The sequence below is a fragment of the Micromonospora sp. NPDC005237 genome, from assembly GCF_040607775.1.
GTDB lineage: Bacteria > Actinomycetota > Actinomycetes > Mycobacteriales > Micromonosporaceae > Micromonospora.
On sequence record NZ_JBEXHJ010000005.1, the window covers coordinates 142,807 to 166,367 of the forward strand.

19 protein-coding genes are annotated in these 23,561 nt (G+C 71.2%); 8 read left to right on the forward strand and 11 right to left on the reverse strand.

The genetic code is table 11. From position 1 onward, the window contains the following. Positions 1-50 precede the first annotated feature (50 nt). Positions 51-2,153 (reverse strand): 1,4-alpha-glucan branching protein GlgB, encoded by a 2,103-nt coding sequence (gene glgB / locus ABZT87_RS15500; RefSeq protein WP_355136107.1) that lies wholly within the window; start codon positions 2,151-2,153, stop codon positions 51-53. Continuing rightward, positions 2,141-4,387 (reverse strand): maltotransferase domain-containing protein, encoded by a 2,247-nt coding sequence (locus tag ABZT87_RS15505; protein ID WP_355136109.1) that lies wholly within the window; start codon positions 4,385-4,387, stop codon positions 2,141-2,143. The genes glgB and ABZT87_RS15505 overlap by 13 nt, the downstream gene beginning before the upstream one ends. A 116-nt stretch (positions 4,388-4,503) precedes the next feature. On the opposite strand from ABZT87_RS15505, the gene ABZT87_RS15510 reads away from it, so the two are divergent. Both ABZT87_RS15510 and ABZT87_RS15515 read left to right on the forward strand, forming a co-directional pair. Next, positions 4,504-4,761, forward strand: a complete 258-nt coding sequence (locus tag ABZT87_RS15510; protein ID WP_354856713.1) for an AbrB/MazE/SpoVT family DNA-binding domain-containing protein — start codon at positions 4,504-4,506, stop codon at positions 4,759-4,761. After that, positions 4,751-5,206: a type II toxin-antitoxin system VapC family toxin gene (locus ABZT87_RS15515; RefSeq protein ID WP_355136111.1), complete on the forward strand. Its 456-nt coding sequence runs from the start codon at positions 4,751-4,753 to the stop codon at positions 5,204-5,206. The genes ABZT87_RS15510 and ABZT87_RS15515 overlap by 11 nt, the downstream gene beginning before the upstream one ends. A 234-nt stretch (positions 5,207-5,440) precedes the next feature. Here ABZT87_RS15515 and ABZT87_RS15520 read toward each other — a convergent pair whose 3' ends face one another. Continuing rightward, positions 5,441-5,668: a winged helix-turn-helix domain-containing protein gene (locus ABZT87_RS15520; protein ID WP_354856718.1), complete on the reverse strand. Its 228-nt coding sequence runs from the start codon at positions 5,666-5,668 to the stop codon at positions 5,441-5,443. A gap of 430 nt (positions 5,669-6,098) precedes the next feature. Between ABZT87_RS15520 and ABZT87_RS15525 the strand changes: the two genes are divergently transcribed. Then, positions 6,099-7,277, forward strand: coding sequence for a helix-turn-helix domain-containing protein (locus ABZT87_RS15525; RefSeq protein WP_355136113.1), 1,179 nt, complete (start codon positions 6,099-6,101; stop codon positions 7,275-7,277). A 22-nt stretch (positions 7,278-7,299) separates the two neighbouring features. On the opposite strand, the gene ABZT87_RS15530 is transcribed toward ABZT87_RS15525, so the two are convergent. Next, entirely contained in the window at positions 7,300-8,550 is a 1,251-nt protein-coding gene (locus tag ABZT87_RS15530) for a DUF222 domain-containing protein (protein ID WP_355136115.1), read from the reverse strand. Positions 8,551-8,658: 108 nt separating this feature from the next. On the opposite strand from ABZT87_RS15530, the gene ABZT87_RS15535 reads away from it, so the two are divergent. Next, positions 8,659-9,603, forward strand: a complete 945-nt coding sequence (locus ABZT87_RS15535) for an inositol-3-phosphate synthase (RefSeq protein WP_355136117.1) — start codon at positions 8,659-8,661, stop codon at positions 9,601-9,603. Here the strand turns inward: ABZT87_RS15535 and ABZT87_RS15540 are convergent. Next, a complete protein-coding gene (locus tag ABZT87_RS15540) occupies positions 9,575-10,069 on the reverse strand; it encodes a hypothetical protein (protein WP_355067320.1) in 495 nt (164 codons plus the stop codon). The two genes, ABZT87_RS15535 and ABZT87_RS15540, sit on opposite strands and share 29 nt — an antisense overlap. 13 nt (positions 10,070-10,082) lie before the next feature. Further along, entirely contained in the window at positions 10,083-11,288 is a 1,206-nt protein-coding gene (glgA, locus tag ABZT87_RS15545; RefSeq protein WP_355136119.1) for a glycogen synthase, read from the reverse strand. Positions 11,289-11,360: 72 nt separating this feature from the next. On the opposite strand from glgA, the gene glgC reads away from it, so the two are divergent. Together glgC and pgm are read left to right on the forward strand one after the other, a co-directional pair. Continuing rightward, positions 11,361-12,593 (forward strand): glucose-1-phosphate adenylyltransferase, encoded by a 1,233-nt coding sequence (gene glgC, locus ABZT87_RS15550; protein ID WP_354856733.1) that lies wholly within the window; start codon positions 11,361-11,363, stop codon positions 12,591-12,593. Positions 12,594-12,621: 28 nt separating this feature from the next. Then, a complete protein-coding gene (pgm, locus tag ABZT87_RS15555; protein ID WP_355136121.1) occupies positions 12,622-14,259 on the forward strand; it encodes a phosphoglucomutase (alpha-D-glucose-1,6-bisphosphate-dependent) in 1,638 nt (545 codons plus the stop codon). 68 nt (positions 14,260-14,327) lie between these two features. On the opposite strand, the gene ABZT87_RS15560 is transcribed toward pgm, so the two are convergent. Both ABZT87_RS15560 and ABZT87_RS15565 read right to left on the reverse strand, forming a co-directional pair. Beyond that, entirely contained in the window at positions 14,328-16,205 is a 1,878-nt protein-coding gene (locus ABZT87_RS15560; RefSeq protein ID WP_355136123.1) for a nucleoside-diphosphate sugar epimerase/dehydratase, read from the reverse strand. A gap of 163 nt (positions 16,206-16,368) precedes the next feature. After that, the gene (locus tag ABZT87_RS15565; protein ID WP_355136125.1) at positions 16,369-17,295 is read right to left on the reverse strand and encodes an NAD(+)/NADH kinase; all 927 of its coding nucleotides are present in this window, start codon (positions 17,293-17,295) and stop codon (positions 16,369-16,371) included. Positions 17,296-17,545: 250 nt separating this feature from the next. Here ABZT87_RS15565 and ABZT87_RS15570 point away from each other — a divergent pair, with 250 nt between their 5' ends. Both ABZT87_RS15570 and ABZT87_RS15575 read left to right on the forward strand, forming a co-directional pair. Next, positions 17,546-18,751 (forward strand): hypothetical protein, encoded by a 1,206-nt coding sequence (locus ABZT87_RS15570; protein WP_354856740.1) that lies wholly within the window; start codon positions 17,546-17,548, stop codon positions 18,749-18,751. After that, entirely contained in the window at positions 18,748-20,034 is a 1,287-nt protein-coding gene (locus ABZT87_RS15575; protein WP_355136127.1) for a hypothetical protein, read from the forward strand. The genes ABZT87_RS15570 and ABZT87_RS15575 overlap by 4 nt, the downstream gene beginning before the upstream one ends. A gap of 57 nt (positions 20,035-20,091) precedes the next feature. Here the strand turns inward: ABZT87_RS15575 and ABZT87_RS15580 are convergent, their stop codons facing one another. Genes ABZT87_RS15580 through gmd form a run of 3 tightly spaced genes read right to left on the reverse strand, consistent with a single transcriptional unit; the run spans position 20,092 to position 23,443 of the window. Next, positions 20,092-21,216, reverse strand: a complete 1,125-nt coding sequence (locus tag ABZT87_RS15580; protein ID WP_355136129.1) for a DegT/DnrJ/EryC1/StrS family aminotransferase — start codon at positions 21,214-21,216, stop codon at positions 20,092-20,094. After that, positions 21,213-22,433: a glycosyltransferase gene (locus ABZT87_RS15585; protein WP_355136131.1), complete on the reverse strand. Its 1,221-nt coding sequence runs from the start codon at positions 22,431-22,433 to the stop codon at positions 21,213-21,215. The genes ABZT87_RS15580 and ABZT87_RS15585 overlap by 4 nt, the downstream gene beginning before the upstream one ends. Beyond that, a complete protein-coding gene (gene gmd, locus ABZT87_RS15590) occupies positions 22,430-23,443 on the reverse strand; it encodes a GDP-mannose 4,6-dehydratase (protein WP_354856749.1) in 1,014 nt (337 codons plus the stop codon). The genes ABZT87_RS15585 and gmd overlap by 4 nt, the downstream gene beginning before the upstream one ends. Positions 23,444-23,561 lie beyond the last annotated feature (118 nt).

Genomic DNA, 23,561 nt, shown 5'->3' on the forward strand with positions numbered 1-23,561 from the left:
CCTTCTGGCAACTGGTCAGCATTAAGTGATTATGAGGCTGGGGGCGGTGCTCAGCTCTGGCGGAGCCAGACGACGCCCAGCGGGGGGACCTGGAGGGCCGCTGACGCGACCATGCCGTGCCAGGGCACGTCCTCGGCGTGCACCTCGCCCAGGTTGCCCACGCCCGACCCGCCGTAATGGTGGGCGTCGGTGTTGAGCACCTCCGCCCAGGTGCCGCCAGCCGGCAGGCCGATCCGGTAGTCGTGCAGCGGAGACGCGGAAAAGTTCGCCACGCACACCAGCGTCGAACCGTCCGGGGCGATCCGGACGAACGACACGGTGTTGTTGGCGACGTCGTCTCCGGCGATCCAGCGGAACCCGGCCGGTTCGGTGTCCTGCGCCCACAGCGCCGGGGTGTCCCGGTAGACCCGGTTGAGGTCGCCGACGAGCCGCTGCACGCCGGCGCGGGCCGGGTCGTGCAGCAGGTACCAGTCGAGGCCGCGCTCCTCGCTCCACTCCCGGTCGTCGGCCAGCTCGGAGCCCATGAACAGCAGCTGCTTGCCCGGGTGCGCCCACATGTACGCGAGCAGCGCCCGGACGTTGGCCAGCCGCTGCCAGGTGTCGCCGGGCATCTTGCCGGCCAGGGAGCCCTTGCCGTGCACGACCTCGTCGTGGCTGATCGGCAGCACGTAGTTCTCGCTCCAGGCGTACGCCAGGGAGAACGTCAGCTGGTGGTGGTGGTGCTGGCGGTAGATCGGGTCCTTCGAGGTGTAGAGCAGGGTGTCGTGCATCCAGCCCATGTTCCACTTGAACCCGAAGCCCAGCCCGCCGTCCGCGGTGGGTCGGGTGACGCCCGGCCAGGCGGTGGACTCCTCGGCGATCATCACGACCCCGGCGTGGTGCTTGTAGACCGTCGCGTTCACCTCCTGCATGAGCGCGATGGCCTCCAGGTTCTCCCGACCGCCGTACTGGTTGGGGGCCCACTGGCCCTCGTCGCGGGAGTAGTCCAGATAGAGCATCGAGGCGACCGCGTCGACCCGTAGCCCGTCGACGTGGAACTGGTCGCACCAGTAGAGCGCGTTGGCGACCAGGAAGTTGCGCACCTCGTTGCGGCCGAAGTCGAAGACGTACGTGCCCCAGTCGGGGTGCTCGCCGCGCCGCGGGTCGGGGTGCTCGTAGAGCGGGGTGCCGTCGAAGCGGGCCAGGGCCCACTCGTCCTTGGGGAAGTGCGCGGGCACCCAGTCCAGGATCACGCCGATGCCGGCGGCGTGCAGGGAGTCGACGAGGTGGCGGAACTCGTCCGGGTCACCGAAGCGGGACGTCGGCGCGTAGTAGCCGGTCACCTGGTAGCCCCAGGAACCGCCGAACGGGTGCTCCATCACCGGCAGGAACTCGACGTGCGTGAAGCCCAGCTCGGTGACGTACGCGGTGAGCTGATCGGCCAGCTCGCGGTAGCCCAGGCCGGGCCGCCAGGAGCCGAGGTGCACCTCGTACACGCTCATCGGCTCCTGGTGCGGCTGGCGCTCGGCCCGGCGGGCCAGCCAGTCCGCGTCGTTCCACCGGTAGGTCGAGTGGTGCACCACCGACGCGGTGGCGGGCGGCACCTCGGCGTACGCCGCCAAGGGGTCGGCCTTGTCCCGCCACTTACCGTCGGCGCCGAGCACCCGGTACTTGTAGCGGGCCCCGACCCGGGCGTTGGGGACGAACAGCTCCCAGACGCCGCTGAAGCCGAGCGACCGCATCGGCCAGCCGTCGTCCGGACCCCAGCCGGTGAAGTCGCCGACCACCCGCACTCCGCGCGCGCTGGGCGCCCAGACGCTGAACGCCACACCCTCGTCGAAGACCCGGGCGCCGAGCGCGTCCCACAGCCGCTCGTGCCGGCCCTCGCCGATCAGGTGCAGGTCCAGCTCGCCGAGCGTGGGCGGGTAGCGGTACGGGTCGTCGTGGACGGTGCCGTCGACCTCCACCCGGTAGTCGAGCACGGTGCCCTCGATGTGGGTCTCGAAGACGCCCACGTCGTGCACCCGCTTCATCGGGTGCCGTTCGTCGCCGACGAGCAGCAGCACGTCGCCCGCGCCCCGGCGCATCGTGCGGATCGTCGTCCATCCGTCGGCGGGGTGTGCGCCGAGCAGCGCGTGCGGGTCGTGCGTCACGCCGGTGATCAGCTGGTCCATCGGTCGTCCTTCGGGGCGGCGTCGGTCGGTGCGGAGGCGGACGGGCGGGGCTTCGCCGAGCGGGCCGCGGCCGAGCGGGCGGCCGCGGAGCGGGGCGGGGACGGGCGGGCCGCAGGCCGGCGCGCAGCCGCCGTCGTGCCAGCGCCGGCCGTCGGTGCCGGGTTCGTCGGTGCCGGGCTCGTCGCTGCCGGGCTCGTCGGCGCGGTGCCGCCGGACAGGTCGTCCGGGACGTCGGCGACGGTGAGGTCCGCCAGCTCGGCGCCCGCGGGTGCCGGCGCGGCGGGCGGGGTCGGACGGCGGACGGTCAGCACATGCGCCGGTTGCAGGTACGGGTCGAGCCGCACCGCGTTGCGCTGACCCCAGTCGTAGCTGGTGCCGGTCAGCTCGTCGTACACGGTGAACCGCTCGTGCCAGTCGAACCCGAGCTCCGGCATGTCGAGCGTCGTGTTGCCCCACTGCACCACACGTGGGTCGAACGAGCAGATCACGATGACGGTGTTGCCGGTGTCCGGGTCGTGTTTCGACCAGCACAGCAGGGCGGGGTTGTCGATCTCGTGGAAGCGCAGGTTACGCAGCTGGTGCAGGGCCGGGTTGTCGCGGCGGACCCGGTTGAGGGTGGCCAGGAACGGTGCCAGCGAGCGGCCCTGCGCCTCGGCGCCGGCCCAGTCGCGGGGGCGCAGCTCGTACTTCTCGTTGTCCAGGTACTCCTCCGCGCCGGGGCGGGCCACGTGCTCGAACAGCTCGTAGCCCGCGTACAGGCCCCAGGAGGGGGAGAGCAGCGCGGCCAGCACCGCCCGGATCTTGAACATCGGCGGGCCGCCGTGCTGCAACGAGGAGTGCAGGATGTCCGGCGTGTTCGGCCAGAAGTTCGGCCGCATGTGGTCGGCCGACGCGACCAGCTCCTCGCAGTACTCCCGCATCTCGGCGGCCGTCGTGCGCCAGGTGAAATAGGTGTACGACTGCGTGAAGCCGATCTTGCCGAGCCCGTGCATGATGGCCGGCCGGGTGAACGCCTCGGCCAGGAACAGCACGTCCGGGTCGACCTTCTTGACCTCGGCGATCAGCCAGTGCCAGAAGTCGAACGGCTTGGTGTGCGGGTTGTCCACCCGGAAGATCCGGATGCCCTCGCCCACCCAGTGCAGCACCACGCGCAGCACCTCGGCGCGGATGCCGTCGGGGTCGTTGTCGAAGTTGACCGGGTAGATGTCCTGGTACTTCTTCGGCGGGTTCTCCGCGTACGCGATGCTGCCGTCGGCCCGGGTGGTGAACCACTCCGGGTGCTCGGTGACCCACGGGTGGTCCGGCGCGCACTGCAACGCCAGGTCCATCGCCACCTCCAGGCCCTGCGCCGCGGCCGCCTGGATGAAGGCGTGGAAGTCCGCCGGCGTACCCAGGTCGGGGTGGATCGTGTCGTGGCCGCCCTCGGCGGCGCCGATCGCCCACGGCGAGCCCACGTCGGTCGGCCCGGCGGTGAGCGCGTTGTTGCGGCCCTTGCGGTTGATCCGGCCGATCGGGTGGATCGGCGGCAGGTAGAGCACGTCGAAGCCCATCGCCGCCACACCCGGCAGCCGCTCGGTGGCGGTGGGGAAGGTGCCGGAGCGCCCACCCGCCGCTCCTTCGGAGCGCGGGAAGAACTCGTACCAGGCCGAGAAGAGCGCCCGCTTGCGGTCAACCCAGAGGGTGTACGCCTCACCGGCGGTCACCAGCTCCCGCACCGGGTGCTCCCAGAGCAGGTCGGCCAGGGCCAGCGCCGGGTCGACCCGCTGCGGCAACGGCAGGTCGGTGTCGACCAGCGCGGTGAGCGCGTCGGCGACCCGGGGCCGGTCGGCGGCCGGCACCAGCTCCCGGGCGGCGGCCAGCACTCGCGCGCCCTCGGCCAGGTCGTTGGCCAGGTCCTCCGGACCCTGCCCGGCGGCGATCTTCTTGGTCACCGCGTTCTGCCAGGTCAGGTACGGGTCCTGGAACGCCTCGACGGCGAAGGTCCATTCGCCGACCGCGTCCGGCGCGATGGTGGCGTGCCAGCGGTCCTGGCCCGGTTCGCCGGGGCGCATCCGGGTGAACGGCCGCTGCACGCCGTCCGGGCCAGCCCACACCACGTTGCAGCCCAGCGCGTCGTGCCCCTCCCGGTAGGCGCGCGCCGACACCGGGACCGGCTCGTCGACGACTGCCTTCGCCGGGTATCGCCCGCACGAGACGACGGGGGAGACGTCTTCGATCGGGAACCGTCCTGTCACCCCGCCAACCTACTGTGCGAGATCCCTTCGCGCGCGGCCAAGCACCCCGCTCAGCCCCCCGCGCGGTTCATCGGACGCACCGCGTAACGGTGGGTGTCACGTATCGTTCGTATTACGTGACGGAGGTACAGAGCATGCGGTTGAACAGCAAGGGCCAGGTGACCATCCCGGCCGCGCTGCGAGCCCGTTACAACCTGCACGAGGGCGACGAGGTCGACGTGGTGGAGGAGGGCGGGGCCCTGCGCATCGTGCGCGTACACGGCTCCGACACCCGGGGTCAGCGACTCGTCCGCCACATGCGCGGTCGGGGCAGCGCCAAGGAGACCGAGCACATGTCCACCGAAGAGTTGATGGAGTTGCTGCGTGGCGAGTGAACGGTTCCGCGCGGTGCCGTCGCGTGCATCCGACGCGGTGACGACCCTGGTCGACACCAATGTGCTGCTGGACATCCTGACCGACGACGCCAAGTGGGCGGAGTGGTCCGGCGCCGCCCTCGCCGAGGCCCGCGACGCGGGCAACCTGGTGATCAACCCCATCGTGTACGCCGAGGTGTCGGTCCGTTTCGCCCGCATCGAGGAGTTGGACGAGGCATTGCCGGCAGGGGACTTTCTGCGCGAGGAGCTTCCGTACCTGGCCGGCTTCCTCGCCGGCAAGGCCTACGCGCGGTACCGCAAACTGGGTGGCACGAAGCGGTCGCCGGTAGCCGATTTCTACATCGGCGCGCATGCCGCCGTGTGCCGGTACCACCTGCTGACCCGTGATGGGGCGCGATACCGCACGTACTTCCCAACCCTGACGCTGATCACGCCGGTCGACTGACCGCCCCGCCCCGCCCCGCTCCCGGAGCGCAAGCCAAGATCCGCACGCTTTCGGGGAAACTGCCGCCTCAACGCGCGCCGACGCAGCAGTTTCCCCGGAGTTGCGCGGATCTTCACGAGGAGCCTGTGGTTTCAGGCGAGCGGCGACGATCCGTGGCACCTCAGCAGCATCACCCTCGGCGTGTCGAACTGCTCACCTGACAACGATCAACGAAGTCGGGGTATGTCCTCAGGCTCAGGCGGGCGGGTTTGGCGCCACGAACGAGCCCTTGCCTTGGCGAGTGACGATCCAGCCTCGCTCCTCCAAGATCCGCAGGGCGTAACGCACCGGCCAGGCGCTCGACTGGTACTGCTCTCGCATCTCGGCGATGGAGGGCAGCTTGTCGCCCGGCTGCAACGTGCCGGCCTGAATCGAAGCAGCAACGTCATCGATGATCTGCTCGTACAGCGGTGCTTGCGGCATGGTGGCGCCACCTCTCGTCAGCGCACCGATCTTCGCACTGTGGGTAACTCACCGTGCATGCTCTGTTGACTGTGAAGGCAGTGCCTTCTAAGTTGAGGGCAGGGGATCTCTCGTCAGCAGCGGAGTTCCTCCTGGCAGGGCGGGGCGGTTCCCCCGTGTCGCTCCGCCCTGACCTGCGTCGTTACCACCCCTTCCGCCATGTTCGAGGAGGCACAGTTGGACGAGCGTTCTTCGGATGGGCCGTTGCCGCCGGTGTACCCGGTTGCCGGCGGCCGGCCTCCGCAGCCGGACGGAGACCGGGTGCCCTGTCCGCCGCACCCGACGCGGGCACCGCTCACCCGGCGGCAGTACACCTACGGACTCGTGATCGCGGTGGTCGTACTCCTGTTGTTTGTGGTCGGGATCGTGCGGTGAGCGCGACGGGCCTGCGGTGAACGAGCTGCCGGTGGGTCGCCGGGTCGCGCAGTGGCGGGTGCGGCGCAACATGACGCAGCAGCAGTTCGCCGACCGGCTCGGCAAGTCGAAGAGTTGGGTGGACAAGGTCGAGCGTGGGGTACGCCGGTTGGAGCGGGTGTCCAACCTCCGCGAGATCGCCGATACGCTCCGCATCGACGTGGAGGTCCTGCTGGCCACCCGCTCAGCCCGTCCGCAGCCCGTCGCGGCCGGGGTGGACGGGATCCGGGCGGCGTTGGCCCGATACCACCTGCCGGGCTCGACCCAGACGCCCTCCGCCGAGGAGCTGCGAGCCCGTCTGGACCACGCCGACCAGAGCTACCGGCATGCCCGGTACCCGGCGCTACTCGCCCTGCTACCCAGCCTGCTCGACGCCGCGCGTGCGACGCAGGCCGCCCGCGCCGGCGGGGCGGGCGACACACTGCTGGTGTCGGTGTACGCGCTCATCGCCCTGGCGCTGGTGAAGGTCGACCAGGGAGAGCTGGCGTGGCTGGCGGCCGACCGTGGGATCGCCGTCGCCTTCGCCACCAACGATCCCCGGCTCTCCGGTGTCGCCACCGTGCCGTTGAGTCAGGCCCTGCGGTCCCGGGAGCGTCGGCGCTCGGCCGCGGACGTCGCACTCCGAGCCGCGCACGGGATCGAGGCGGCCGGTGCCAATTCCCCGGATGCCGCATCGCTGCGCGGGACGTTGTTGATCCAGGCCGCCCTCGCCGCCGCGCGCGGGGGAGGAGCGCGCAACGCCCATCAGTCCCTCGACCGGGCCGCAGAGCTGGCCCGCACCGTCGACCGCGGTGGTGGCTCCGCTGGGTGTACTGACTTCGGGTCGGCGGCGGTGGAGGCAGCCCGGGTGGTCGTCGAGGCGGCGCTCGGAGATGTCGCGGTGGCGACGGTCCGGCATGAGCGGCTGCTCGCCACCGACGGGTGGCGGTGGCTGTCACCCGAGCACCGGGCCGCGTACCTGCTTGATGTGGCGCGCGTGTACATCTGGGGTGGCGACATGCTCCGGGCCGGCCGCGCGCTGCTCGACGCCGAACGCACCGCGCACGGTGAGGTGCACGACCGGCCGGCGGTGCGGAAGCTGGTTGCCGTCGTGTGGCGGTCCGCCGATGCGCCCACCGGCCTGGCCCAGCTCGCCGCCACTCTCGGCGTCGCCTGACGCGCTGACGGTGGGCCGTTGGTTAGTTGCGTCGGTGGTAGTGGTTGCGGCGGGGGACCTGTTCGGGGTCGAGCCAGGCGGGTGGCACGAACTCGGGGTGGCCGTCGCCGCCGAGGTGGACGGTCCAGTCACCGCGGTGGACGTGTTGGTGGTGGTGGCCGCAGAGGAGCACCGCGTTGTCGAGGCTGGTGTCGCCGCCGTCGGCCCAGTGCCGGATGTGGTGGGCGTCGCACCAGCGGGGTGGGCGGTCGCAGCCGGGAAACGCGCAGCCCCGGTCCCGGAGCACCAGGGCGCGTCGTAGCGGCCCGGTGATGAGTCGGCGTTGCCGGCCGACATCAAGGGGTTGGCCGGCGCCGCCGAGGACGGCGGGGAGGATGGCGGCGTCGCAGGCGAGCCGACGCACGGCCTCGGGGGTGAGCTGAAGGCCAGTGTCAAGGGCTCCGGCGCCCAACTGCCGGGCCAACGCGTCGTAGCCGGTGGTGATGACGACCTGCGTGGGGTCACCGCCGTGCTCGGGCAGCTCGCCGGTGCGCAGGGCGAGTCGGCAGACGTCGGCTAGGGCGTCGTGGCGGCGTTGGCCCGGGGTGCGGGTGTCGTCGGGGCCGGTGGGTGCGGTGAGGGGGTCGATGGCGGCGCGCAGCAGGGCCGCAGCCTCAACATCGAGAACGCCGGTGAGGCGCAGCCGACCGTCGGGCTGCTCGCTCACGGTGACGTGCCGGTCGCGGGCGGCCCGTGACTCCTGCGCCCGCAGCGCCGCATCGACGGCGGCGTCGGCGACCTCCGGGGCGACGTGGTCGAGGATGCGGGTGCCGAGCTTGCGCAACAGGGCGGCGTCGAACTGCGCCGCCCAGTCGACGAGGACACCGACGGCCTTGTCGGCAGCCTCCGCGCCAGCGACGGCGTGCACGGTCTCGACCGTGCCGGAGATGACCCGCACCTGCTCCACGTCGACCGCGCCGCCGACCAACGCGTCACGCACCCCGGATGGGGCGGTGTCGAGCGCTGCGGCCAGCTCGACCAGCCGGCGGGCGGCACCAACCCCGAGACGTAACCGGTCCCGCAGCCACACGGCCGTCGAGGATGCGCCTTGTGCGGTCGCGGTGCCTCGACCGTCCAGCTCGCGCACGAGGGTCAACTTGACCGCGGCCAGGCGTTGCTCAAGGCGGTGCGTCGCATCCAGCGCCGCCACGAGATCGCGCTCGTTGGCAGCCCAGGCGGCCGTGTCGAAGCAGGCCGCCACGGCGGCCTCGGCCTGCTCCAACGCATCGATCACAGTAGGAGACTAGAACACCTGTACGACACTTTCCGGAGACCGTTCGTGGTCCCGTCGGAGCGGATCGCCACCCCGTCGAAACGCGCGGAGGTGACGTAGCCTCCCGCCATGATCGAACGGGTGAAGGTCGCGGTTGTCGGTGTCGGCAACAACACGTCGGCACTGGTGCAGGGGCTTGCTCTCTACCGCCAGAGCGGCAGCCTGGTCGGCATTCGCCGGCCGATGATCGACGGGCTCGGGGTGGGGGACATCGACGTCGTGGCGGCTTTCGCCACCTCCGCGGAGAAGATCGGCCGGGATCTGACCGAGGCGATTTTTCTGGCGCCCAACAACTTCCCTCGGCTGGACTGCGACCTGCCCGAAGCGGGTGTGCCGGTCACGAAGGGCCTCGTCGACGCGACCGAGGTGCAGCGGGTGGCAGCGGCGCTGGCAGGGGCGGAGGTGCTGCTCTACTCGGCGCCGAGCGGCCGGCCAGAGACCGCCCAGGCGTACGCCGAGGCAGCTCACACGGCGGGTGTCGCCTTCATCAACACCACCTCCGACCCGGTAGCGCGCGATCCACGCTGGATCGACAGGTTCGAGGCAGCCGGTCTACCGCTGCTCGGCGACGACCTGGCCAGCCAGTTCGGCACCTCGGTGCTGCACAACGCGCTGCTGCGGCTGCTGGCGGAGCGGGGCCTCACCCTGGTCAGCTCCTACCAGGTCAATCTGGGCGGCACCGAAGACTTCCGCAACCTGGTCGAAAGCCCCAACACCAAGAAGCAGTCCAAGCTCAACGCCCTGTCGGGCGCTGACAGCGTCGAGGTCGCCCCGCTCGGGTACCTGCCGCATCTCGCGTCGCAGAAGGTGGCCCACCTCAACCTTGAGGCGCAGGGTTGGGGTGAGACAGCGGTGAGCCTCGACGTGAAGCTGAAGGTGCACGATCCGAGTGGCGCTGCGGGGGTCAATATCGACCTCATCCGCATCGCCGCCAGCGCGCTCCGGAACGGGCGTGGTGGTTACTGCGCCGAAGCGACGTCGTTGCTCAAGTCGCCGCCGGGGACGGCGATCTGAGGCCGGGGGTGAGCAGGCGTTTCATCCGCTCGTACTCGGCGGTCATCTCCGGGGTGGCGAGGACGTCGTCGAGGTCGGCCGAGACCTGGAAGTCGACCTCCTCGACGGAGCGGATGGCCAACTCATACAGCTCCTCGCGCCGGTCCTCCTCCAGGTAGGTGGTCCAGTGTTCGAGCGCGGTGAGGACGATCAGGATCCCCTGATCCAGGTCGCCGTCGGCGAGGATGCCCGCGTCGATCCGCGTCAACCGTGCGCGGAGCTCCGTCGCGTCGGCCGTCCGGACGTTCTCGCGGGCGCTGGCCAGCGCCGCCCACGCGTCCTCGGTCAGTTCGTCGTCCGAGGCGGTGTCGAGCAGTTCGCTCCGGACCAGCCGGGTGACCGTCTCCAGGCCGAAGACGCGCAGCTTGGCCTCGTCAGCCTCGACGACCAACTGGAGGATCGCCGCTTCGAGTTCGTCGTACCGCATCTCGCCGGCTCCCTCAGGCCGCGCCGACGGAGCGGTAGACCTCCAGGGTCTGGCGGGCGATGGCGTCCCAGGAGAAGTGCTCAACGGCGCGCCGACGGCCGGCCAGGCCGAACCGCTCGGTGCGGGCCGGGTCGGCGAGCAGCGTGTTGATCGCCGACGCCAGGTCGGCCACGAAACGGTCCGGGGCCAGAGGAGTCCCGGACCCGTCGGTGGCCTGCTCGATCGGCACCAGCAGGCCGGTCTCGTCGTCGGCCACCACCTCGGGGATGCCGCCGGTGGCGGTCGCCACCACAGCCGTCTCGCAGGCCATCGCCTCCAGGTTGACGATGCCCATCGGCTCGTACACCGAGGGGCAGACGAAGACTGTCGCGTGGGTGAGCACCTGGATCACCTCGGGCTTGGGCAGCATCTCGGCCACCCAGACCACGCCGGAGCGGTTGGCCCGCAGCTCGGCGACCAGATCTTCCACCTCGGCGGCGATCTCGGCCGTGTCGGGTGCGCCGGCGAGCAGCACGAGCTGGGTGTCGGCCGGCAGCTCCCGGGCCGCCCGCAACAGGTACGGCAGGCCCTTCTGCCGGGTGATCCTGCCCACGTACACCACGCTGGGCAGCGCGGGATCGATGCCGAGCCGCTCCAGCACGTCGGTGCCGGAGTCCGGTGCGTACTGCACGGTGTCGATGCCGTTGTAGACCACCCGGACCCGGTCCGGGTCGATCTGCGGGTAGGCGGCGAGCACGTCGTTGCGCATTCCCGCACTGACCGCGATCACCGCGTCGGCGGCCTCCATCGCGGTGCGCTCGATCCAGGAGGAGAGCGTGTACCCGCCGCCGAGCTGCTCGGCCTTCCACGGTCGCAGCGGCTCCAGGCTGTGCGCGGTCAGCACGTGCGGCACCCCGTGCAGCAGCTTCGCGGTGTGCCCGGCCAGGTTCGCGTACCACGTGTGGCTGTGCACCACGTCGGTGCCGGCGGTGCCGGCGGCCATCTCCAGGTCCACACCCATCGTCCGCAACGCGGCGTTCGCGCCGGTCAGGCCGGGCGGATCGGCGTACGCCGTGACGCCCGGCTCGGTGCGCGGCAGGCCGAAGCAGTGCACGCGTACGTCGGTGAGGTGGCGCAACTCCCGGGCCAGGTACTCGACGTGCACGCCCGCGCCGCCGTAGACCTCCGGTGGGTACTCGCGGGTGAGCAGATCGACGCGCAGCGGGGTGGGTTCCGTCATGACCCCGCACCCTAGTGCAGAAGACTCCCCGTACGAGTGGTGAAGTCCGACGCGGGTGGATAGCGTCTGGGCATGGCTGCCAAGGTGCTCGCGATCGTCCTGGCGGGTGGGGAGGGCAAGCGCCTGATGCCACTCACCACGGACCGGGCCAAGCCGGCCGTCCCGTTCGGCGGGATGTACCGCATGGTCGATTTCGTCCTCTCCAACCTGGCCAACGCCGGCTATCTCAAGATCGTCGTGCTGACCCAGTACAAATCCCACTCCCTCGACCGACACATCACCAAGACCTGGCGGATGTCCACCCTGCTCGGCAACTACGTCACCCCGGTGCCCGCGCAGCAGCGTCGTGGTCCGTGGTGGTTCGCCGGCTCGGCCGACGCCATCTACCAGAGCTTCAACCTCATCAACGACGAGCAACCCGACTACGTGATCGTCTTCGGCGCCGACCACATCTACCGGATGGACCCGCGGCAGATGGTGGAGGACCACATCGCCTCCGGCGCGGCGGTCACCGTCGCCGGCATCCGTCAGCCCCTCTCGATGGCCGACCAGTTCGGTGTCATCGAGGTCGGCGAGGACGGCCGGAAGATCCGTGCGTTCCGTGAGAAGCCCACCGACGCGGTCGGCCTGCCGGACGCGCCCGACGAGATCTACGCCTCGATGGGCAACTACGTCTTCACCACCCGCGCTCTGTGCGAGGTGGTCGAGCGGGACGCGGCGGACAAGTCCAGCAAGCACGACATGGGCGGCAGCATCATCCCGATGCTCGTCGAGCGGGGCGAGGCGAACGTCTACGACTTCCGTGACAACGAGGTGCCGGGCAGCACCGACCGGGACCGCGGCTACTGGCGCGACGTCGGGACGCTCGACTCGTTCTACGACGCGCACATGGATCTGATCAACGTGCACCCCGTCTTCAACCTCTACAACTTCGAGTGGCCGATCTACACGGAGCAGCCGCCGTGGCCGCCCGCGAAGTTCGTCCACCAGTGGGGTGAGCGGGTCGGCCGCGCGGTCGGCTCGATGGTCTCGCCGGGTGTGGTGATCTCCGGCTCGCTGGTGGAGAACTCGATCGTGTCGCCGAAGGTGCGGGTGCACTCCTGGGCGCACGTCGAGGGCTCGGTGCTGATGGAGGGTGTCGAGATCGGCCGGCACGCGGTGGTTCGCCGGGCCATCCTGGACAAGAACGTGTTCGTCCCCGAGGGCGCCGAGATCGGCGTCGACCTGGAGAAGGACCGGCAGCGTTACACCGTCTCCGACAACGGCATCGTGGTGATCGGCAAGGGCCAGCGGGTCGAGCTGTGACCGTCGCACTATCAAGGAGGTAGACCCCGTGACCCATCCCCGTGCCGGCCAGCCCGCCGAGCCCGCCGACCTGGTCGACGTGCCGCGCCTGGTGACCGCCTACTACGCCGAGCATCCGGACCCCGCGGACCCGGCGCAGCAGGTGTCCTTCGGCACCTCCGGCCACCGGGGCTCCAGCCTGCGCAACGCGTTCAACTCCGACCACATCCTCGCGGTCACCCAGGCGCTCTGCGACTACCGGCGGGAGCAGGGCCTCGACGGCCCGCTGTTCCTGGCCCGGGACACGCACGCGCTCTCCGCGCCGGCCGCCGTGGACGCGCTGGAGGTGCTCGCCGCCAACGGGGTCACCGTGCTGGTCGACAGCCGCGACGGCTACACCCCCACCCCGGCGCTGTCGCACGCGATCCTCACCCACAACCGGGGCCGCACCAGCGGGCTCGCCGACGGCATCGTCATCACCCCGTCACACAACCCGCCCGACGACGGGGGCTTCAAGTACAACCCCACCAACGGCGGGCCCGCCGACACCGACGTCACCCGCTGGATCCAGGACCGCGCCAACGTGATCCTCGCCGCCGGGCTCAAGGACGTCCGCCGGATCACCTACGCGCGGGCCCGGGCCGCCGACACCACCGGGGAGTACGACTTCCTCGCGCACTACGTCGACGACCTGCCGGCGGCGATCGACATCGACGCCATCCGCGACGCCGGGGTGCGGATCGGCGCGGACCCGCTCGGCGGGGCCAGCGTGGCGTACTGGGGCGAGATCGCCGAGCGGCACCGGCTGGACCTGACGGTGGTCAACCCGACGGTCGACCCGACCTGGCGGTTCATGACCCTGGACGGGGACGGCAAGATCCGGATGGACTGCTCCTCGCCGAACGCGATGGCGTCCCTGATCGCCGCCCGCGCCGACTACCAGATCTCCACGGGCAACGACGCCGACGCCGACCGGCACGGCATCGTCACCCCCGATGCCGGCCTGATGAATCCCAACCACTTCCTGGCGGTGGCGATCGGGCACCTGTTCCGCACCCGCGCCAACTGGGGTCCGGCCGCCGCGGTGGGCAAGACCCTGGTCTCCTCCTCGATGATCGACCGGGTGGCCGCCGACCTGGGCCGGCCGCTGCTGGAGGTGCCGGTCGGCTTCAAGTGGTTCGTGCCCGGCCTGCTCGACGGTTCGGTCGGCTTCGGCGGTGAGGAGAGCGCCGGGGCGTCGTTCCTGCGCCGCGACGGCTCCACCTGGACCACCGACAAGGACGGCATCCTGCTCTGCCTGCTGGCCTCCGAGATCCTGGCCACGACCGGGCGCAGCCCGAGCGAGCACTGGGCGGAGCTGGCCGAGCGGTTCGGCGCGCCCGCGTACGCCCGGATCGACGCCCCGGCCACCCGGGAGCAGAAGGCCGTGCTCGCCAAGCTCTCGCCGGACCAGGTCGACGCCACCGAGCTGGCCGGTGAGCCGATCACCGCGACCCTGACCACCGCCCCCGGCAACGGCGCACCGATCGGCGGCCTGAAGGTCACCACGGAGTCCGGCTGGTTCGCCGCCCGCCCGTCCGGCACCGAGGACGTCTACAAGATCTACGCCGAGTCCTTCCAGGGCCCGGAGCACCTCCGCCGTCTCCAGCAGGAGGCCCAGGACCTGGTCACGCAGGTTCTCGGCTGAGCGGTCGGGCTTCTACCTCGAACGCGGCGGGGCCGACGCCAGAAGGCGTCGGCCCCGTTTCCGCGAGGTCAGCGGGCCAGCGGTACGCCCCCGCGCCGTTGGGGGAGCGAGCCGTGCGGGCTGCCACAGAGCCGGGCGAGCTGATCGACGACCTTGGCAGGTTCGTCGAACGGATCCAGTCCACTGACCTCGAGGGGGTCCAGGGCCGGAACGGTCACGTGCGAGATCAGCGGGTGCAGTGGCCGGTGGTCGGCCTCGCCCTGACCGAGCAGGTCCTCGTGCAGCTTCTCCCCCGGGCGTAGCCCGGTGTAGACGATCGGGACCGGAGTGGCCGACCGCTCGACCATGCGGCGGGCGAGGTCGTCGATCCGGACCGGCTCGCCCATGTCGAGCACCAGGGCCTCCCCGTCGCGGCCGATGGCGGCCGCCTGGAGGACCAGGTGCACCGCCTCCTGCACCGTCATCAGGTACCGGGTCACGTTGGGGTCGGTGACTGTCAGCGGCTGCCTCGCCTCGATCTGCCGTTGGAAGGCAGTAACCACCGAGCCCCGGCTGCTCAGGACGTTGCCGAACCGGACGCTCAGGAAGGTGCCCGGGTAGGTCGCCGCAGCGTGCGCGGTCAGCATCTCGGTGATGCGCTTCGAGTAGCCGAGCACGCTGATCGGGTCGGCGGCCTTGTCGGTGGAGATGTTGACGAAACGGGCGACGTCCCGGCACGCGTCCAGCACGCTGAGCGTTCCCCAGACGTTGGTCTTGACCGCCTCGCCCGGGTGCCGTTCCAGCAGGGTCAGGTGCTTCAGCGCGGCGGCGTGGAAGACGATCTCGGGGCGGCGTTCCCGCATGATGCGTCGGATACCTTCGTCGTCCCGCAGGTCGGCGAGGATGAGTTCGGGGCCGTCCAGCAGCGCACGTCCGGTGAGCGACATCTGGAGGCTGTGCAGGGCCGACTCGTCCCGGTCCAGCATCATCAGCTCACCGGGGTTGGCCCGCATGATCTGCCGGCACAACTCCGAGCCGATCGAGCCTCCGGCGCCGGTGACCAGAACGCGTCGACCGGTGAGCCCGTTGTCGTCCAAGGTCAGGTCGCCGACCACCTGGTGTCGGCCGAGCAGGTCGCTGATCTGGACGTCCCGCACGTCGCTGACGGTGATCCGGTGATCCACCAGATCCCGGACCGGTGGCAGGACCTTGAACGCTGCGCCGGTGCGCAGCGTCGCCTCCCGCACCTCGCGGATCAGCGTGGCGTCGGCGTTGGCCACCGCGAAGATCACTGTGGTGGCGCCGGTGCGGCGGATCACGTCGACGAGGTGCTGCCGGCCGCCCAGCACCGGGACACCGGCGATGCGGAGGTCGTGTTTGCCCGGGTCGTCGTCGAGCGCGCCGACGGGCAGGTAGCGGCCCTTCGGGTCGCTGAGCATCGCGCGCACCAGCCCCTGCCCGGCCTCGCCGAGGCCGAAGAGCAGCACCGGGGTGGCCGAGCGGGCGTCCGGTCGCATCGCACGGTCCCGTCGGTGGCGGTGCAGGAGCCGGCAGCTGAGCATCAGCAGCAGTGCCAGCGCGGCACCGATCACCGGGGTGCTGGCCGGCACCGGGCGTTCGCCCAGCGTGAGAAGGGCGACGAGGACGATCGCCGCGGTGGTGGCGGTGGTGCCGGCGAGGCCACGAACCTCCTCGACGGTGCCGAGGGGTTGACGACCGGAACGGATGCGACGCAGCGCGCTGACGCCGACGTGCAGCACGGCGGCCCCGCCGCCGAGCAGTACCGCGTTGACCGCCTGGTCGATGGTGAGAGCTAACTCGTACCTCGCCCAGCCCGCGACCGTGAACCCGCCGACCCAGCCGAGGGCGTCGGCGGCGAGGAAGACGGCGGTCCGACGACGACTCACCCTGGCCCGGCCGGTGGCTGGTGATGTCGTTGGCTCAACCCGTTGTATCTCCGGCGGCATCTACGACTCCCTGTCCTGTCCGTGGCCGGGGGTGACCCAGGGCAGGTCAGGGGGCCACGCACGTCCCCTAACTGCTTAACGGATTTTGCGACACGGAATCCGGTTTTCACATTTCCATAACCGTTTGTCTGATTCAGTGTCGGGAAGCCCGACGAAAGTGCCGTTACCGGCGAGGCTCCTCGCGGCGGCCGAGCTGGCGACGCAGGCTCTCGGGAAGCAACTCGCGAAGCTGCTCCGGCAACAGGGGAAGATCCAGCAGCCCCAGCTTGAGCTGATTGCGTTCCTGGTGGCGGCGCGGATCGAGGCGGACCACCAGGCCGGCGCCGTGGCGGTAGTGCACCTCCACCGCACCCGTCGTCGACCTGTTGCGGATCACCCGCCCGTCCACCTCCACCGCGACCGGCCCGGACCCGGGCCGCAGGTCCAGCCGCACCGTCTCCTCCGGCGAGAGCACCACCGACCGGGAGATGCCGGCCATCGGAGCGCTCGGCGTCACCACCACGGCCCGCGTCGCCGGCGAGATCAGGGGTCCACCGGCGGCGTAGCTGTAGGCGGTCGACCCGGTCGGGGTGCACACGACCACCGCGTCACAGCGGTAGTAGCCGTACTGTTGCCCGTCCACGCTCAGGTTCGCGCTGACGAAGCCCTGCCCCGGATGGCGGACCAGCGCGATGTCGTTGAACGCGACGACGTCGTCGCCGCACACCGTGCAGGCCAGGCAGCTGTGTGCCTCGATGGTGTACTCCCCGGTCAGCAGTCGGGCCAGCGCCGCCGGCAGGTCCGGCGGTTCGACCTCCACGAGGAACCCCAGCTTGCCCAGGTGTACGCCGAGCACCGGCTTCGGGTCGTGGACGGCCAGCCGCAGCGCGCCCAGCATCGTGCCGTCCCCGCCGATGGCGATCAGCATGTCCGACCGGGCGGCCAGCTCCTCCTCCGGCACCCCCCGGACCGGCTCGGGCACCCGGTGCCGGTCCTGTTCGCGAACCGCCAGGACGGCGTGGTGCTCGGCGGCCCAGGCCACGATCGTGCCCACCACCGGGGACACGTCCCGGGTGGGATGGAGCACCAGCCCGAGCCGGAACCGATCCATGTTCCCAGCTCATCACAGTTTGGGCGGCCGCACGGGCCGACCCGCGACGACCGCGTACGCAAGGGCGTTTCGCCCGGTCGGTTGGTTCGTTGGGTCAGGAGCGACCAACAACATCCCAAAGGGGGCGCGCGCGATGACCTGGCCCGGGGCTGCCCTCGACCCCGGCGGGCCGACCGGTGGAACCGAGGCGCGGACGGATCGGCCAACCAGGGACAGGGCGTCGGCTGCCCACCGGGATCTCGTCGGTCGGGTGCTCCGCTGCTACCCGGTGACCGTCGTCGTGCTCGCCCCGTACGCGCTGCTCATCCTGCCGACAGCGGTCTTCTACCGGAATCCGGAGACCGGCTTCATCGTCTCCCTGGTCGGGCTCGCGGTGCTGGGCAGCGCCGCCGTGGAAACGGTCGGGCGGCTGCTCGGGCGGCCCGACCCGCGCTGGCGGGAGGGCTTCCGGCGCGCCCACGCCCGGTACCCGCGGCTCTACCCGGTGGCAATCGTGGTCACGCTGACCAGCATCACCGCCAACGTGCTCGGGGCCCACCTCGGGCGCGGCACCATCGTCAACCAGGTCGCCGGTGACCTGACCGACGGGCCGCTCGCGATGGTGAGCACGCTCTTCTCGGGGTGGACAGCCCTGGGCTTCGCGTTGCTGGTGGCCAGCCACCTGAGCGGTCGGCTGTCGCGGGTGAAACTGTACGGCTGGCTGGCCGTCCTCGTCGGCGCGGAGCTCTACGTTGCCCTGCTGACGGCAGTCACCGCTCCGCTGGTCGCGCTGGCGTTCTTCATGGCTGCCACCGGAGCGCTCTGCGGCGTCTTCCGACTGCGTTACCTGGTGGTCTGTGCGGTGGTGCTCTTCCTCGCCTGGCCGGCCGTGTTCGAACACCGCAACAACATTCGGGAGGATCGCGGCGTCGCGGTGGACACCACTGTCACCGCCACGGACCGACTGCGGTTGGACAGTCAGCTCAGTGTGGTGGCGGGCTTCGACGTCCCGGTCGACCTGGGTCAGCCCGGGGTTACCGACTACCTGCGGTACGGGCTGGTGCCCCGGGTGCTGGATCCGGACCGGCCGGTGCTCTCCACCGGGCAGCGGATCAACCTGTACATCGGCGGTGGGTCGACGTCGGCCTACACCTTCCTGCTGCTGGGCAACATCTGGTTCTTCGACGGCCCGGTCGGCGTGGTCGCCGTGCACGCCTTCTGGGCCGCGGTGGCGGCAATGCTGCTGCGCTGGCGGGGGCCGCCCGGCCCGGTCCGGCTGAGCCTCTTCTGCCTGGTGCTCTTCGACCCGCTGCTCTGGTCCAACACCTACCCGGACTCCACCATCAGTTTTCTGCAGCACGTGGTGGCGGCGCTGCCGGTCTTCGTCCTCCTGGGGCTCACCCGCCGCCCCCTGCACGGGGCCCGCAAGAACGCGGGCACCGGCCGACTGCCCACCGCCCGCGGCGCGATCCGGTGACCGTACGGGTGGGCCGGCACGCCGTCGGCCGGCACGCGGTCGGCCGGCACGCCGTCGGCCGGGCCGACGCTCCGGACGGTCCACGCACCGGTCGCCGGGCGCTGCTCGCGCTGGTCGTCGGCGGGCTCTCCAGCGGCGGCAACCTGCTGCTGGCGATCACCGTGACCCGACTGGAGTCGGTCGGCGGGCTGGGTCAGTTCGCCCTGGCCTTCTCGTTCTACATCGTCGGCTCCGGGTTGGTGCGGAGCACAGTGACCGACACCGTGCTGGCCACCGGGATCGGGGTCGCGCCGGCCGCCCGGCGGGCGATCCTGCTCGGCCTCGTCGGTGGCTCCCTGGTCGGCGCGGCCGGCGTGGCGTACGGCTCGACCTACCTGCTGTTCGCGGGCCTCGCCGTGCCCGGGTTGGTGCTCTACGACTACACCAAGGCGGTCGCCGTCGGCATCGGCGCTCCCTCGGCGGCGATGGCCCAGGAGATCGCCTGGGCGGTGCTCACCGGGTGTGCCGCGCTGGCCGGCCTGCTCCGGGTGATCGACGCGCCGTACGTCTTCGCCCTGTGGGCCGTCGGCGGCGCTCTGATCGGCGTGGTCGTGTCGGCCCGGCGCCGGTACGCGCTGGTGCCCGGCTGGCGGGTCGGCCGCGCCGAGAGCCGCGTCGCGGCGGGGTTCGGTGCGCAGTTCCTGCTGACCACCGGGTCGGCGCAGCTGGCGCTGACCGCTGTGGCGTTGGTCGCCGGCACGGCGGTGGTCGGCGCGTTGAGCGCCGGGCGCACGCTGCTGGGGCCGGTCAACCTGGTGCTGTCGACCGCGGCCACGCTGATCCTGCCGCAGTTGGCCCGCACCCGGGCCGAGTCCCGCGCGGTGCGGACTCGGGCGGCTGTCCGGCTCGCGCTGCTCGTGGCCGCCGCCGTTCTGCCGTTGACCATCGTGGTCGCCCTGCTGCCGGACGCGGTCGGGAAGGAACTGCTCGGCGCCAACTGGACCGTCGCCCGGAGCCTGCTGGTACTGCTCGCGCTGGAGAGCCTGCTCGCCGTGCCGGCCACGATCGGCTTCGCCGGGCTGCGGATCGAGCGGGCGAGCCGGCGGGCGATAGTGCTCGGCATCCTGCTCGGCGGGCTCCGTGTGCCGGCGGTCGTCGCCGGGGCGGTCCTGTTCGGCGCGCCCGGGGCGGCCGGCGCGCTTGTCGTGCTGGCCCTGCTCAGCGCGGTGGCCTGGGGCGGCAGCTATCTCCTGCTGCTGTCCGACCGGGCGGTGGAGCGCCCACCGGTCGTCCAACCGGTCTGACCGCCGGACCCGCGCCGACGGGGTCGGCGCGGGTCGGGTGACGGGTCGGGTGGCGGGTCAGGCGATGGTGGCCAGGGCGGCGCGGACGCGCTCCACCACGGCCTTGACCGCCGGTTCGGCCAGATCGGCGTACGTGGGCAGGTTGATGCCGCGCCGACTCAGGTCCTCGGTCACCGGACAGTCCGCGCCCGGATCACGATGCGCGGGTAGGTCCGGGATCGGCACGAAGAACGGGCGGGTCTCCACGCCGAGCCGGGCGAGCGCCCGGGCCAGCGCGTCCCGGGACGTCGCGTCCCCCTCGGCCCCCACGAGGAAGGCCGCCATCCAGGGCGCCCGGCGAACTCCGGCGGCCACCGGCTGCGCCGACAGCGCCGGCTCGTCGGCCAACTGCTCCTCGTAGCCGGCGATCACCCGGTCCCGGAGGGCGATGATCTCGTCGGCCCGCTCCAGTTGGGCGCAGAGCACCGCGGCGCACAGGTTCGTCATCCGGTAGTTGTAGCCCAGCACCGGGAAGTAGTACCGCCGGTGCGGATCCATGCCCTGGTTACGCAGCAGGCGCATCCGGTCGGCCAGGGCCGCGTCGGAGGTGGTCACGCAGCCGCCCTCGCCGGAGGTGAGCACCTTGTTGCCGAAGAACGAGAACGTCGTGACGTCGGCGAGCGATCCGGTGGGCCGCCCGTCGAGGGTGGCGCCGAACGACTCGGCCGCGTCGGCGACCAGGAGCAGACCGTGCCGGTCGCAGAGCTGGCGCAGCGCGGTGTAGTCGGCCGGGTGCCCGTACAGGTCGACGGCGATGACCGCCCGGGTATGCGGGCCGATCGCGGCGCGTACCCCGGCGGGGTCGACACACCAGCTCTCCGGTAGGACGTCCACACAGATGGCGCGCGCGCCGCAGTACGCGACGGCGTTGGCCGTCGCCACGTAGGTCAGCGCGGGCACGATCACCTCGTCCCCCGGCCCGATGCCGGCCGCCGCGAGGACCAGGTGCAGCGCGACAGTGCCGTTGCTGGTCGTCACGGCGGTGTCGGCGGCGCAGCGACGGGCGAAACGCTCCTCGAAGTCACGCAGGTACGGGCCCTGTGAGGAGATCCACCCGCTCCGCAGCGCGTCGAGGACGTACCGCTCCTCCAAACTGGAGAGGCTCGGTCGGGCCACCGGATAGGTGTCCTCCGCGATGCTCATGTTCCAACCTCTCCGCTGTCGACGGCGTCGTTCGCGGCCTCGGCGACGAACGGGGACCGTGGCACCGGACCCGATCCGCCCCGCGCGGCCCAGCTCAGGACGTCCAGGTAGTCGCGCCCGGTGGCCGCCCAGGTACGCCCGGCCAGCCGGTCGTTCGCCCGCCGCGAGGCGGCGACGTAACGTTCCCGCTCGCCCAGCAGGTGCCGCACCGCCTCGGCCAGGGACCGCGGATCCCGCGCCTCGAAGACCGCCGCCTCGGCGCGATTGAACTCCAGCTGGTCGAGCAGCGGCTCGACGTCGGCGCAGGCGACCGGGAGACCCCAGGTGAACGCCTCCAGCAGCGCGCCGCTGGCCGCCTCCCAGAGCGAGGGTACGACCACCGCGTCCGCTCGGGCGTAGATGGCGTTCAGCTCGTCCAGGCTGACGTAGCCGGGGAAGGACACCCGGCCGCGCAGGTCGGGTTGCGCGGCGCGGGCGAGCAACCGGCTCGCCTCGGGCTCGACCAGCGGCCCCGGACAGATCAGGCGGCACTCCGGCAGCAGCGCCATCGCCTCCAGCAGGGTCGCGTGGTTCTTGTGCTCCGCGGTGGACGACGGATAGACCAGCAGCCCCGGTTCGGGCCGCACGTGCGCCTGCTCCGGTGCGGGTTGGAACGCCGGGGTGGGGATGAGCACGGTCCGCTCCGCGGCCTCCGGGAAGAGGCGCAGGGTCTCCCGGTACGGATGGGGCCAGGTCACCACGATCGCCGCCGCGTGGGCCACATTCTCCCGGATCACCGCCGCGAAGCCGGGGGCGTGGAACTCGGCCCCCAGGTGGCGCAGGTCGTGCAGGACGACGACCGATCTGGTCGACCCGATCGGCGCACAGTGGAACGGGAACAGGGTGACGTCGACGTCGGTGTGCCGCATGACGGACCGTTGCCGGATGGCGTTGACGGCCGTGCGGACCGTACGGGAGTTGCGCACGGCCCGCGGCGTCCACCGGCGCAGCAGTTGGCCGGTGGGGTTGTCGGAACGGAGCGGCTGCGCCACCTCGGTCCAGCCGATCCGCGCGTCGGGCACCTGGTCCCGCCACTCGGCCAGCGTGCCCCGCAGGATGTTCACCCGCAGGTCGCAGGAGTCGTCGGCGGCCATACCGGTCAGCAGGCCGTAGGTGAAGGCTTCGAGCCCCGCGGCGTGACCGGGGCGGATGGGTGCGGCGTCGACCGCGACCCTCACCGGTCCACCCGGATCAGTCGGCCCATCCGCTCGTCCTCGAGGAGCTGCCGGTCGGCGTCGACCATGACCCGGACCAGGTCGCTGAAGAGCGTCTTCGGGGCCCAGCCCAGCTTGCGTCGGGCCTTCGAGTAGTCGCCGATGAGGGCGTCGACCTCCGCCGGGCGGAAGTAGGCGGGGTCCAGCTCTACGTACCGCTGCCAGTCCAACCCGACCCGGTCGAACGCGGCCTCGACGAACTCGCGCACTGTGTGGCCCTCGCCGGTGGCGACCACGTAGTCGTCCGGGGTGTCCTGCTGGAGGGCGAGCCACATCGCCTCGACGTACTCCGGTGCGTAGCCCCAGTCCCGAACGGCGTCCAGGTTGCCCAGGTAGAGCTTGTCCTGGATGCCGGCCTCGATCCGCGCCACCGCACGAGTGATCTTGCGGGTCACGAAGTTCTCGCCCCGGCGTGGGCTCTCGTGGTTGAACAGGATGCCGTTGGCGCAGAACATGTTCCAGGACTCGCGGTAGTTCACCGCCGACCAGTAGGCGTACGCCTTCGCGCACGCGTACGGGCTGCGCGGGTGGAACGGGGTTTCCTCGCGTTGCGGCGGCGGGCTCGAGCCGAACATCTCCGACGAGGACGCCTGATAGAACCGGCAACCGACGTCGGCGGAGCGGGCCGCCTCCATCATGCGCAGCGCCCCGAGCCCGGTGACGTCCGCCGTGTACCCGGGGATGTCGAAGGAGACCCGGACGTGGCTCTGCGCGCCCAGGTTGTAGATCTCGTGGGGGCGGATGTCGCGGATCAGCGCGGTCAGCGAGGCGGGATCGGAGAGGTCGCTGTAGTGGAGGAAGAGTCGGGCGTCACCGCTGCGCGGATGGACGTCCACGTGGTCGATCCGCTCGGTGTTGAAAGAGGACGACCGCCGTTTGATGCCGTGCACCGTGTATCCCTTGTCGAGCAGGAACTCCGACAGGTAACTGCCGTCCTGACCGGTGATGCCGGATATGAGTGCCGTTCGTGACATGAAGTCCCTCTCCTGCTGGGCCGGTTTTCCCCGCCGAATCCTTATATCGCTCTCGGAGTCGGCACTCCTGCGGTTTCATGTAACTGGCGGAATTTATTCTTCGCGGCCCCTGCGCAGC